10 protein-coding genes are annotated in these 11,946 nt (G+C 64.4%); 5 read left to right on the top strand and 5 right to left on the bottom strand.

The annotated features are described in order from the left end of the window. Positions 1-60: 60 nt before the first annotated feature. On the bottom strand, positions 61-720 hold the full coding sequence (locus GKZ92_RS23130) for a DUF5134 domain-containing protein (protein WP_055476902.1): 660 nt from the start codon (positions 718-720) through the stop codon (positions 61-63). 55 nt (positions 721-775) lie between these two features. Between GKZ92_RS23130 and GKZ92_RS23125 the strand changes: the two genes are divergently transcribed. Further along, positions 776-2,839 carry a cytochrome c oxidase assembly protein gene (locus GKZ92_RS23125; RefSeq protein ID WP_223258964.1) on the top strand — a complete coding sequence of 688 codons (2,064 nt, stop codon included), beginning with the start codon at positions 776-778 and terminating at the stop codon, positions 2,837-2,839. Here the strand turns inward: GKZ92_RS23125 and GKZ92_RS23120 are convergent. Beyond that, a complete protein-coding gene (locus GKZ92_RS23120; RefSeq protein WP_055476901.1) occupies positions 2,777-5,023 on the bottom strand; it encodes a heavy metal translocating P-type ATPase in 2,247 nt (748 codons plus the stop codon). The two genes, GKZ92_RS23125 and GKZ92_RS23120, sit on opposite strands and share 63 nt — an antisense overlap. Before the next feature lie 162 nt (positions 5,024-5,185). Between GKZ92_RS23120 and GKZ92_RS23115 the strand changes: the two genes are divergently transcribed. Together GKZ92_RS23115 and GKZ92_RS23110 are read left to right on the top strand one after the other, a co-directional pair. Then, on the top strand, positions 5,186-5,557 hold the full coding sequence (locus tag GKZ92_RS23115; RefSeq protein ID WP_055476900.1) for a BlaI/MecI/CopY family transcriptional regulator: 372 nt from the start codon (positions 5,186-5,188) through the stop codon (positions 5,555-5,557). A 4-nt stretch (positions 5,558-5,561) separates the two neighbouring features. Further along, the gene (locus GKZ92_RS23110; RefSeq protein ID WP_055476899.1) at positions 5,562-6,494 is read left to right on the top strand and encodes a M56 family metallopeptidase; all 933 of its coding nucleotides are present in this window, start codon (positions 5,562-5,564) and stop codon (positions 6,492-6,494) included. 357 nt (positions 6,495-6,851) lie between these two features. Here GKZ92_RS23110 and GKZ92_RS23105 read toward each other — a convergent pair whose 3' ends face one another. The 3 genes from GKZ92_RS23105 to GKZ92_RS23095 all read right to left on the bottom strand — a co-directional run bounded on the left by GKZ92_RS23105 (position 6,852) and on the right by GKZ92_RS23095 (position 10,070). Further along, positions 6,852-7,127: a hypothetical protein gene (locus tag GKZ92_RS23105; RefSeq protein WP_055476898.1), complete on the bottom strand. Its 276-nt coding sequence runs from the start codon at positions 7,125-7,127 to the stop codon at positions 6,852-6,854. Beyond that, a complete protein-coding gene (gene ctaD, locus GKZ92_RS23100) occupies positions 7,124-8,914 on the bottom strand; it encodes an aa3-type cytochrome oxidase subunit I (protein WP_055476897.1) in 1,791 nt (596 codons plus the stop codon). Before ctaD ends, GKZ92_RS23105 begins: the two co-directional genes overlap by 4 nt. Before the next feature lie 229 nt (positions 8,915-9,143). Then, positions 9,144-10,070 (bottom strand): M23 family metallopeptidase, encoded by a 927-nt coding sequence (locus GKZ92_RS23095; protein WP_055476918.1) that lies wholly within the window; start codon positions 10,068-10,070, stop codon positions 9,144-9,146. A gap of 446 nt (positions 10,071-10,516) precedes the next feature. Between GKZ92_RS23095 and GKZ92_RS23090 the strand changes: the two genes are divergently transcribed. Continuing rightward, entirely contained in the window at positions 10,517-11,086 is a 570-nt protein-coding gene (locus tag GKZ92_RS23090; RefSeq protein ID WP_155225869.1) for a TlpA family protein disulfide reductase, read from the top strand. Beyond that, entirely contained in the window at positions 11,083-11,895 is an 813-nt protein-coding gene (locus GKZ92_RS23085) for a cytochrome c biogenesis CcdA family protein (RefSeq protein WP_155225798.1), read from the top strand. Before GKZ92_RS23090 ends, GKZ92_RS23085 begins: the two co-directional genes overlap by 4 nt. Positions 11,896-11,946 lie beyond the last annotated feature (51 nt).

Here is an 11,946-nt window from a genome sequence, read left to right as displayed (position 1 = left end):
CTGCGCGGCGGCCGTAGCGATATCGGGAATGACCGCTCACTCTGAGGCTCGGGTGGCCTGTCAGAGTAGAGCGGCGAACATGATTCCTGTCCCACCGGCGGTTAACGTGTGGCATATCCACGAGAACTCTAGATGCGGGCGGCGAAGCGTCGCTACAGCGTTTGACAGTGGTGGCGCTGGGGCCGCGGTGCGTGGCAGCTGAATTGACCGGGCTGCGCAGTAGAGGGTGAGCGCGAGGAAGCCGAGCACGAGTAGCAAGGTGACCGACCCCATCCACATGGGATCTGATGACGGGCCGTGCAGCGGTGTCATCTCGTTGATGGCGTCGGCCCCCGACGGGCCTCCGTGGTGTGCGGGGGCGGTGGCAGCGGGAACGGCGGATGTGGAATTGTGCCGGCTCATCACCGCATACATCCACACCATCGAGGCCATCATCACTGCGGTAGAGACGTAAAGCCGCCGCGCGGTCGTCTTCGGCACCGCGAAGACGACCGCGATTGCTGTGGCGAGAGCGAAGAGCAGCATCAGAGGCAGCAGTGGGAGCTGATTGCCTTGTGGCCACGCCATGACGATCATCGCCAGCGACATCAGGAGCATGAGGCAGTGCACGACTGAGAGCCGCAGGTCGCTGCGGTGGGCGGCTAGGGTGCGAATGCTGTCGATCGCTCCGATCGCGAACATGGCGGTGACGATCCACCGCAGGAGTAGGTCGTCGATCACCGCGGCCCTCGATCCATGTGAGTTAACTACTATGCGCAGTAGTAGCATACGGTTGGTGGGCGAATCAAAGGCGTTGCCGGAGGCTGACACCTCGTCAATCCAGTCGCGACTGCTGCGCGCAGTTCCTCTTCGGGTGGTGGCGCCGTTGCTGGTCGGTGGGCTGATGCTGGTGTTGGCGGTGTACGCCTGGGCGTCCGGGGCCACTCGCTATGTCGAGAGTGCGGATCCTTACCCGGGGATGGGTACGGCTGTGGCCGATGTGGTCGGCAATTTTGCTGGCTTTGCGTTGGCTGCGGCGGTCCTCGGAGGGTTAGTTTCGGTGGTGCTCACCGCGTCTCCCGACTCGCAGGGGTTCATTGACGCTGCGGTGTATCCGGTGTTTCGCCGCGTCCGCCGCGCTGCAGGGTTTGGTGTGGTTGTTGCGGTGCTGATGGCGGTTACGTCGGCCGCGGACACCACTGGTGTGTCCGTGGGCGCGATGGTGTCCAGCGGCAAGGTTGGTTACGCGTTCAGTGTGAGTTTGCCGGCGCTGGCGTGGCTGGTTGTGGCGGCAGCGGGTGTCGTGGTGCTGGTCGGTTCGGTGTCGCTGCGGTGGTCGGTCCAGGTGGCGCTGGTGGTTCCCGCGACGGTCGGGGTGCTCGCGCTGCCTGTGGTCGGTAATGCCGCGCAGGGGCCTGACCACGATTACACGACCGGCGCGGTGATTGTGTTCGCGGCGAGCTTGGCGGTGTCGGTGGGGCTGCGGTGGGCCGACCGGTTTAGGGCTCGTGGTTTGGGGTCGGCGACCATCGACAGGGCGGCCGACCGACGTGTCAGCTATGTCGTCTTGGGCGCCGATGTGACAGCTCTGGTGGGCGCGGTGTGTGTGGTGGTGCTGCTGCGGACTCCGGGCGTGTGGTCGTCGGCTTTCGGTCGCGCTGCGGGGCTGTTGGTGGGTGTACTGGCGGTGCTTGTGATCGCCGATGTTGTGCGCCTGCGCCGGGGTGTGCCGATGTCGGCAACTGCTTCTTCCCTTGCCGCGGGGGCTGCGCTGGCAGCGGTGGCGTGTTGGGCGGTGATGGACACCCGGGTCGCACCCGGGTTGATTGCCCACCCATTCACTGCGTGGGACGTGTACCTGGGTTATTCGCTTCCTGGCCCGCCCGGTGTCGGGTCGCTGGTGTCGTTGTGGCGTGTTGATCTTGTGGTGGGTGTGGCAGCGGTGGTGAGCGCCGTGGGATATGTCGTAGCCGCCAGGCGGGAGCGGGGCGGTGGACATCGCTGGCCGATACGGCGGACCGCGTCATGGGTCACGGGCTGCGCTGTGGTGGTGGTATCCACCAGCTCCGGATTGAAGGCCTACGGCAATGCTCTGTTCAGCGTGCACATGGCCGAACACACGGCTTTGACCATGATCGCACCTATTCTGCTGGTGGGTGGCGCACCGATCACGTTGCTGTTGAGGGTGCTGCCAACGGCAGGTAACACTGGTGGAGCGGCGTGCCGGCGGGGACTGCTGACTCTGCTCGGCTCTGGAGGCGTGCACCTACTGCTCAATCCAGTTGTCGCGTTCGCGTTGTTTGTGGGCTCGTCGTTTCTGGTGTACTTCACACCGGTGTTCGACGTACTCGTCCGCTACCACTGGGGGCACGTCTTGATGAGCGTGCTGTTTATCACCCTTGGGTACCTGTTCTTTTGGGTCTCTGTGGGGATCGACCCGGGCCCCAAGCAGTTGCCGATTCTGGCGCGCCTAGGTCTGCTGTTCGCCGTCATGCCTTTTCACGCCATTTTTGGTATCGCACTGATGACCTCCACGACGGTGATCGGTGAATCCTTCTACAGCCAGTTGCAACTGCCGTGGGGTCCCGACCTCGCGCGCACGCAGTGGGCGGGCGGTGTGGTGGCCGCAGTGATCAGCGAGATTCCGATGGTGGTGGTCTGCCTGGTGCTGTTGGTGCAGTGGGTGCGTGCCGAACGCCGGCCCGATCTGCCCGAGTCCGTCGCCATTGATGGCAGCGACTCTCGAACCGTCGCAGCGATGGTGTCTCAGCTGGCACCGACCCAGCAACTGTCACCCTCAGTGGTCTACACGCGCGAAGTTCTGCAGACGCAGGCTGTTGGAGACGACGAAAAACGATGACAAGGCCATTGCCGCCCCGGCGATCAGGGGGTTGAGCAGTCCAGCGGCAGCAAGCGGCAGTGCGGCGATGTTGTAACCGAACGCCCATGCCAGATTGGTGCGCATCGTCCGTCGGGTGGCCGAGGCGAGGTGCAGGGCCAACGCGACGGTGGTGAGATCGTCGCGCACCAACACGATGTCGGCGGCGCCGATAGCGACATCGGTACCGCCACCGATAGCAATGCCCAGATCCGCCGAAGCCAGAGCGGGCCCGTCGTTAATGCCGTCACCGACCATCGCCACACAGGCACCGCTCCTGCGCGCGTCGTCGATGATGGCCACTTTCTCAGCCGGGAGCACCCCGGCGGTCACGTCATCGATGCCGACCTGCGCTGCTACGCGCTGCGCTGCGCCGGCGTTGTCGCCGGTGACCAACAACGTGCGAAGTCCCATGCGGTGCAACTCATCGACTGCCTGGCGAGCAGAGGGTTTGGCGCTATCGCGAATGTCGATGAGGCCCCGAACTGCATCGTCGACCGCGACGTACACCGCGGTGCCACCAGAGCGTTCGACGTCAGCGCGCTGCGCGTCGAGCGCGGCAGGCACCGCAGCGGTACGGGCAATCCACGTCGGCGAGCCCACCTGCACCCTCAGGCCGTCGATCACTCCACGCACGCCACTGCCGACGTCGGTGACCACCTCGACCGGTGCAGGAAGGGACTGCGGACCGGCCGCTGCGGCGATAGCGGTAGCGATGGGGTGGCTGGTGTGCTGCTCGAGTGTCGCGGCCCAGCCAAGGATCAACTCCGTGCTGTTGTTGTCGACGGTGTACACGCCGCTGACCTGAGGTCGCCCATTGGTGAGAGTGCCGGTCTTGTCGAAGACCACCACATCGATCGTCCCGGACAGTTCCAATGCGGAATGCCCTTTGAGGAAGATTCCCAGTTGGGCGCCGCGCCCGGTGGCGATCACCAGGGCCATCGGCATGGCCAGGCCCAGCGCGCACGGGCAGGCGATGACCAGCACGGCCACCGCGGCGCTCACGGCGTGCTCCCAGGACGCTCCGGTTAGTGACCAGCCCACGACAGTGCTCACAGCCAGGGCGATGACGCATGGTACGAAGATCGCGGCGATACGGTCAGCGACCCGTTGAGCGCGGGCCTTGGCCATCTGTGCGCTATCGACCAGCGCGATCATCTCCGCAAGGCGTGTGTCGTCACCGACTGCAGTGACTTCCACCCGTAATCGCCCGTCGAGGCAGGTAGTGCCCCCGACTGCGGTGGAGCGGTGGTTGGCTGATACTTGCACCGGCGTCGTCTCTCCGGTCATCGCACTGAGGTCCACACTGGCTGTGCCCTCGATCACATGCCCGTCCGAGGGAATGGTCTCACCCGGCAGCACGATGAGTCGTTGACCGACTTTGAGTTCCGCCAGGGGTATGAGCATGCTCGTACCCCCTGCACACTCGACGCGGGCCTCGGTTGCGCGTAGCGCGGCCAGCGCGCTCAATGCCTGGACAGCTTGTGTGCGGGCACGCGCTTCGTAGTAGCGTCCCGCCAGCACGAAGACCGTCACGCCGGCGGCAACTTCGAGGTAGATCGAGTCACTGGAGAAGATCGCTGACCACACCCCCTGACCCGCGGCAGACATCGCATCGGCCGAGAACATCGAATACATCGACAGGGCGGTCGCGGCCAGCACTCCCAGGGAGACGAGCGTGTCCATCGTGGCCACACCGGTCCGCAACGTACGCACCGCGGTGCGGTAGAACGGCCACGCACAATAGGTCACGACTGGTGCGGCAAGCGCCACCAACACCGCTTGCCACCCGGGAAAACGCAGGTCCGGGATGACGGCGAGCACTACGGAGAGGTTGGCCAGCGGCACGAACAGGGCCAGCGCGACGATCAGTCGGGTGAACAGCGCCTTCGCCGTCGACGCATCCTCGTTGACAGGAGGAGCCTGCTCGGTCAGTTCCGTAGCCGAATAGCCTGCCGTGTGAACAGCGTCGATCGCATCGGCCACGCCTGCGTGGCTATCGAGTTCCACGGTGGCCCGCCGAGTAGCGTAGTTCACCGAGGCGCGTACGCCGTCAATCTTGTTGAGTTTGCGTTCCACTCGGGCTGCGCACGCACCGCAGGTCATGCCACCTACATCGAGTTGGATGCGGCGGGTCGAGTACGTGTCGTCAACGAGGTCGGTCACGAGTGGCGCTTTCAGTAGGCGGTGAGGTGAGTCATGGCACCGCAGGAAATGCGAAAAGTGTGTCAGATGGTGGCGGCCAACCTGGCGAAGCCACCTTCGGCTACTAAGCAGGGTAGTTTGTTCTAGACTGGCAGCAAAGACAAGGCGATCAGGCAGGCGACGGTGACTCAATTGGGTTCGTTGGAACGCGCAGTGATGGACGTGCTGTGGGGCGCTTCTGCGGCGATGAGTGTGCACGACATTGTCGATGCGTTGGCCGATCGCGATCTGGCGTACACGACGGTGTTGACCGTGGTAACCAATCTGCACAAGAAGGGCTTCGCCGGACGCGAGAAGATCAGCCGCGCCTACAGGTACTTCCCGTTGCAGTCGCGGGAGGAGGCGACGTCGCAGACACTGCGACGGGTGCTCGATGCCAGCGGCGATTCCACGGCGGTCCTGATGCATTTCGCGCGGATGGTTACCCCCGAGGAGCGCGAGGTCCTTAGCGAACACTTGTCCCGGACGCGGACGGATCGTCCGAGAAGGCGCTGAGAGTGTGAGCGTTGCTTTGGCCCACCTGGTGGGCGCGGCCGTGCTGGGTGTGTTGGGTCCTTACGTTCTCGACCGATTGCCACAGCGATGGTCACCGCGGGTAGTGATCACCGCATGGGTCAGCAGCATTGCCACTGCGGTGGGACTGCTTCTCCTGTCGGCGCTGTCGGCCTTATGGCCCGATGCGCCGCCTGCGGAGCGTTTCGTCGACACGTTGGCTCGGTGCGCTGGCGCTGTCCTGCATGCGGTGCGCGACGATTTCAGCCAGGTGTATGGCATCACCGTCGCCGTCGTGCTGTTCGCCGTGGTCGCTCGCACCGCGATGTCGTGCGCTCGTCACACGCGCGATGTGCAACGTGTGCAACGCCTTCATCGCGACGTCGTTGCGGTGGTAGGCAGCACCGAACCCGATACCCCCGACGTACTCTGGATCGATCATCCCCACCCCATGGCCTACTGCGTCGGCGGACGCAGCGGTTTCGTGGTAGCCACCAGCGCGCTGCGCACACGCGTGCCGGCCGAGGCGCGGGCAGCAGTACTGGCACACGAGTTCGCCCATCTAAGGTCTCGTCACGACCGGGTCCTGGCGGTCTGCGACGTCATGGCACGTGCTCTGCCCTTCGTACCGCTGTTTCGGCGGGCGCCAGCGGCGGTCGCGGCCCTGATCGAAGTGGATGCCGACATGTCGGCAGCCCGGGTCACCAGCACGGCTGCGGTACGCAGCGCACTGGCCCATGTCACCGGTCAGGGCGTAGGCCCCGGGACCCCCATGCAGCACTCCACGCGCTACCGGCTGCGCATGCTCGACAATGGCGTGATCGAGCCGACCAAATCGAAGTACGCAGCGGCGAGTGTACTGCCACTTCTGGGTGCCGCATTGTGTACCGTTGCAGCACTTCCGGTGCTCTCAGTTGTTGCGCATGGGCTCACCGCGTGAGTCCCCGCACCGCCACGTTCACTCTTCAGCAGTTAGTGTCGCAAACCCGGTGACGTTTCGTTCATCTGCGCCACCGGTAACGACGACCTTCACCGGCGCGTGTCTCATGGTGTTGCGCGCACGCCCCGCGCGCGCCGCCCCCGCGAGGCCCAGAGTGCATCTTCGCCATCGGACCCGCCAGCCGAGAGACTGTCGCAACAGGATGCATAATCCACGTCACCAGGGTCATACCGGGATCGCGTCAGCTATGCATCGGGGCGTGCAGTCTCGACATGGCCCACGTGGCGCTGTGCAGCACCACGCCCCGCAGGCAAGGCTCTGATCACGCAGAGTTGGGCCGATGGATGACGCGACCGGCTACCGCCGCAGCGCACGGCCGCGCGCTGGTTGTGCTGTGCGGGCCGCGATCGCGGCTGCTCCGCGGGCCGCGCAGGCTGCCGCGGTCGCCGCGATCAGCCACAGCAGCAGGGGAGTGCCCTGAGCGAGGACAGAACCCGCGAGCAGGGTCAACGCAAAGGTCATCAACGCGGTGTAGCCGACTGCGAGGATGGCGAACCATCGAGGAACGGTCAGCGGGCGGCGCGATCGCGGGACGGCGGCCTGGTCGAGGGCAGGGAAGGGGGAGTTGTTCACGGTCGGCTCTCCGGGTCGGGATCTGTAGATGCTTCATGGTCTCCGGTGGTCAGCGGCGCACGGCGGACTTCTTCTGCGGTCTCGCTGGGTTCACCGTGCCGTGTGCCGACGTGAGCTTCGGCGCGCATCCGCTCCACCATGTGCGGGTAGTGCAGTTCAAACGCTGGACGCTCCGACCGGATGCGGGGGAGTTCGGTGAAGTTGTGGCGCGGCGGTGGGCAACTGGTGGCCCATTCCAGGGAGTTGCCGAAGCCCCATGGATCGTCGACGGTGACGACCTCGCCGTAGCGGTAGCTGCGGAAGACGTTCCACAGGAACGGCAAGGTCGAGATGCCGAGGACGAACGCGCCGGCGGTGGAGATGATGTTGAGCGTGGTGAAGCCGTCTGAGGGCAGGTAGTCGGCGTACCGGCGGGGCATGCCTTCTGCTCCGAGCCAGTGTTGCACCAAGAAGGTGAGGTGGAAGCCGATGAACGTCAGCCAGAAATGGATCTTGCCCAGGCGTTCGTCGAGCAGACGTCCGGTCATCTTCGGGAACCAGAAGTAGATGCCGGCGTAGGTGGCGAACACGATGGTGCCGAAGAGGACGTAGTGGAAGTGGGCCACCACAAAGTAGCTGTCGGAGAGTTGAAAGTCGATGGGTGGGCTGGCCAGGAGCACACCGGTGAGTCCGCCGAAGAGGAAGGTGACCATGAAGCCGACCGAGAACAACATCGGTGTCTCGAACGTCATGTGGCCCCGCCACATTGTGCCGATCCAGTTGAAAAACTTTACGCCCGTCGGCACCGCGATCAGGAACGTCATGAAGGAGAAGAACGGCAACAGCACGGCGCCGGTGACATACATATGGTGTGCCCACACCGCGACCGATAGGGCGGCGATGGCGAGGGTGGCGTAGACCAGTCCTGAGTACCCGAACAACGGTTTACGGCTGAAGACCGGGAAAATCTCGGAGACGATGCCGAAGAACGGCAGCGCGATGATGTAGACCTCGGGGTGGCCGAAGAACCAGAACATGTGCTGCCAGAGAATGGCGCCGCCGTTGGACGGATCGAACAGATTCGCGCCGAATTGACGGTCGACTTCGGCGCCGAGCAGTGCCGCGGTGAGCAGCGGGAACACCAGCAAGATCAGGACACTGGTGACCAGGATGTTCCACGTGAAGATCGGCATGCGAAACATCGTCATTCCCGGTGCGCGCAGACAGATGACCGTGGTGACCATATTGACCGCGCCCAGGATGGTGCCCAAGCCGGACACTGTCAGTCCGAGAAACCACATGTCCGAGCCGACGCCGGGTGAGTGAATGGCATCGCTGAGCGGGGTGTAGGCGGTCCAGCCGAAGTCGGCGGCACCACCGGGGGTGATGAAGCCGGCGATCGCGATGGTCGAGCCGAAGACGAACAGCCAGAAGCCGAGGGCGTTGAGCCGCGGGAAGGCGACGTCGGGAGCGCCGATCTGCAGGGGCAGTACGAAGTTGGCGAAGCCGATCACGATGGGGGTGGCATACATCAGCAGCATGATCGTGCCGTGCATGGTGAACAGCTGGTTGTACTGCTCGGTCGAGAGGAACTGCATGCCCGGCGTCGTGAGCTCGCCGCGCATCAGCAGCGCCATCAGGCCGCCGATGAGGAAGAACGCGAAGCACACGACGATGTACATCATGCCGATCAACTTGTGATCGGTCGTGGTCAGCAGCTTGTAGATGAATGACCCTCTGGACTTGCGCCGCTCGGGGTAGGGCCGCGTAGCGACCACCTCGGGTGGGCGCGGGGACACCGCGGTCATCAGGCCTCCATCTGAGTCGGACAAACGGTGGCCCTGATCGAGCAACACGCGCATCCTGCGTGCGACTTCCCGGGCCGTAACTACGGACTGTAGTCGATTAACTACTAGGTAGCATAGTTGGGCCCGGAATCCCGAATCTCGGGCGAGTACCGACATGGCGGCAACGAAAAGTCGGCTCCCTCACCAATATCAGGCGCGGAGGGTCATCGCGGTTACGCGGCGCTGCTCCCTACCGCCAGAGGTCTGCACTTCCGCTGCTCGGCGGTTCGTTGGGAGGGATAGTAGGTTCGCCGTCGGCGGGCAGACGGACGCCGCGTTCGGCGAGCCAGCTCACCGGGTCGAGGGCAGCACCGGATGCATCGGCCACCTCGAAATGCAAGTGGGGGCCGGTTGAGTTACCTCGGTTGCCAACCGTGGCAATGGGTTGGCCGACCGTGACCGGAGCCGCTACCTCGATGAGGTTGTCGTCGTTATGGCCGTAGGTGGTGACTGTTCCATCGGCATGTCGGATACGTACCCACAATCCGAAGCCTTGGGCAGGGCCGGAGTTGATCACTTCGCCGTCGGTGACCGCGAAAATCGGCGCGCCGAGGTCGTTGCCGATGTCCATGCCCTGATGACCTCGACCGTCACCGAAGGTGGAGGTGATTCGACCATTCGTCGGAGCGACTACGGACCCCGGCGACGGCGACGAATAGACGGGTGGACCGTTCGGTGCGGGATGCGGGGTCGCAGGATCGTGGGGACGCATCTCAAATGCCAGCAGCGCCAGCAACCGCCCGATCGGTAGCGCGTCGACAACCAGTTCGGCGGCTGCTCGTCCCGCACTGAGAACGGCGGCAAAGCAACCCACCGCAGTGATGGGGTCATCCGTTGGCTCCGACGGCTCGACTGGGCGCGCACGATCGGCCAGACATGTGCTGACGGTCCGGATCTCGTCGGCTAGTTCCCCCATCGCCGGCCCCCCCAAGGATGCCGAGATCGTCTCGGCGACCAGTTGGGCGAACTGCTGGGCCACATGGGTGTCATCTGCGTCGGCGCGCGCTCGAGCGTCAAGCGAGAGGCTCAGCAGAACCGCAGCAACAATTCCCACGGCCCCCAGCCTCAGACAGGGCCGTGCAACGCCGCAGCGGCGAATGAGGGACGACATAGGCATGCCAGCGAGACCTTCCGGAGACGGGCGCGACGCACTGACATTCAGCAGCACACGCCAGGTGCACATAAGGCCACGATCGGCAGCCCTCCGTTCGAACCATAGGCCCCACAGGTCACAGCAGTAACACGATCTGATTGAGCACCTGTAGCAATCGCGCGCATTTACTACTAGGACTAATAGTTGTGGATGGTCATTGACTGCCGAGCCGGACACTCGCCAGGATTAGAAGGTAGTAGCAGGTGAGAGGGTCTAGTGCGCTGGGTGAACGTCACACATCTACGCCAGGAGAAGTGGGGCTCCGGTCAGGGATCGGCCACAAAAACTATGGTCATGTTGACATTTCGAATGGTGATCTACCACGCTGCGTAGTAGATCAACGGCGAGGAGCGCTGGTGCAGCAGGAGAGAAGGCGGGTATCCGCGGTGCGGGCGGCGGTCCTGGCGCTGATGTGCGTGGTGCCGTGGGTAGCGTCGGGTTGTGGTAGCGCTGGCGACGACGCCGTTGCGCAGGGGGGAACCTTTCAGTTCGTCTCGCCCGGCGGGCAGACGGTCATCACCTACGACCCGCCCGCGAACCGTCAGAGGATCGCTGACGTCTCCGGCCCTGACGTGGTGACCGACGAGACCATCGGACTCGACGACTTCGCAGGCAAAGTCGTCGTCATCAACGTCTGGGGTTCATGGTGTGGACCCTGCCGGGGAGAAGCCGACGACCTCGAACATGTCTACGCCCAGAACAAGGCCTCGGGAGTCGAGTTCCTCGGTATCAATCTGCGCGACAACCGGCAAGCGGCGAAGGACTTCATTATCGACAGAAAGGTCGCCTTTCCCTCGATCTACGACTTTGCCGGTCTGACCCTGGCTGCGCTGACCACCCCAACGTCGGTGGTGCCGACCACCATCGTGCTCGACCGCGACCACCGTCCGGCCGCGGTGTTCCTCAAGGCCATCACCGCCGACGAACTCGGGTCAACAGTTCAGCGAGTTCTCGCTGAGCCTGTGGCACAACCCCAATGACCCCACAGTCGGTCGAAGTGCAGGCTGCGGTCGGCGAGACGTTTGCCGACCTCGTCGCCAGCGGTCCGCTCCTGCTGGCGCTGCTCGCGTGCGTGATCGCCGGGCTGGTGTCGTTCGCCTCACCGTGCGTGGTCCCCCTCGTTCCGGGGTATCTGTCGTATCTGGCTGGCGTGGTCGGCGCCGAGGCGCCCGCGGTGTCGGTGGGGGAGTCGAACAAGCGGGGTCGCTCGCGCGTGGCGCTCGCCGCAGGCCTGTTCGTCCTCGGTTTCACCGTGGTCTTCGTGGCAGCGACCGCCACCGTACTCGGAGTCACCACCACTTTCGTGGTGAATCGTGAAGTCCTCCAGCGCATCGGCGGCGTGGTCACCATCATCATGGGCCTGGTGTTCATCGGGCTGGTGCCGGCACTGCAACAGGAACGACGGTTCGCCCCCCGCCGCGTCTCCAACATCGCCGGCGCTCCGCTACTCGGCGGGGTCTTTGCACTCGGGTGGACCCCATGCCTGGGGCCCACGCTCGCGGCGGTCATTGCTACGGCCAGCGGCACCGAGGGCGCCACTGCAGCCAAGGGTGTCGCGTTGATCGTGGCGTACTGCGCCGGCCTTGGTATTCCTTTTGTCGTGCTTGCGTTTTCCTCGGCATGGGCGTTGCGCAGCCTGGGCTGGTTGCGGACCCACGCCCGCATGATCCAGATCGTCGGCGGCGCCATGATGATCGCGGTGGGCATCGCCTTGATCACCGGCCTGTGGGACCAATTCATCGTGTGGGTCCGCGACGCGTTCATCACCGATACCCAACTACCCATCTGAGGCCCGTAGTGGTGGCGTCGGTTCGACGGTCACAGCGGCCACAGGTTTCCG

This window comes from Gordonia sp. 135 (genome assembly GCF_009720185.1).
In the GTDB taxonomy this organism is placed as follows: Bacteria; Actinomycetota; Actinomycetes; order Mycobacteriales; family Mycobacteriaceae; genus Gordonia; species Gordonia alkanivorans.
This window is presented reverse-complemented; position numbering and strand designations above follow the sequence as displayed.